Source organism: Caballeronia sp. GAWG2-1, from assembly GCF_023631405.1.
Lineage (GTDB): Bacteria > Pseudomonadota > Gammaproteobacteria > Burkholderiales > Burkholderiaceae > Caballeronia.
The window spans coordinates 1-301 of the sequence record NZ_JALQDD010000069.1; the positions used below are offsets into that span (position 1 = coordinate 1).

A 301-nucleotide genomic window follows, 5' to 3' on the forward strand; every position below is an offset into this window, starting at 1 on the left:
GCCCAGGTGGCGGAATTGGTAGACGCACTAGGTTCAGGTCCTAGCGGTGGCAACACCGTGGAGGTTCGAGTCCTCTCTTGGGCACCAAGATGTTTGAAAAAGCCACCTTCGGGTGGCTTTTTCTTTTTATGCGGAAGTCCTGCTTCCGGCGGCGCTCCATAAAAGCGCAGTTGGTTGACACGGCGACCGTTACCGCTAGAATAGCGGGCTCGCTGTACCCCTTGGCCCAGGTGGCGGAATTGGTAGACGCACTAGGTTCAGGTCCTAGCGGTGGCAACACCGTGGAGGTTCGAGTCCTCTC

At 57.8% G+C, this 301-nt stretch carries 1 protein-coding gene and 1 tRNA gene; both read left to right on the forward strand.

The features are described 5' to 3' along the window. Positions 1–87, forward strand: a tRNA-Leu gene (locus NCR98_RS33275). Further along, the coding region (locus NCR98_RS33280; RefSeq protein ID WP_250495521.1) for a hypothetical protein at positions 78–301 on the forward strand (224 nt) is incomplete at its 3' end. The genes NCR98_RS33275 and NCR98_RS33280, both read left to right, overlap by 10 nt.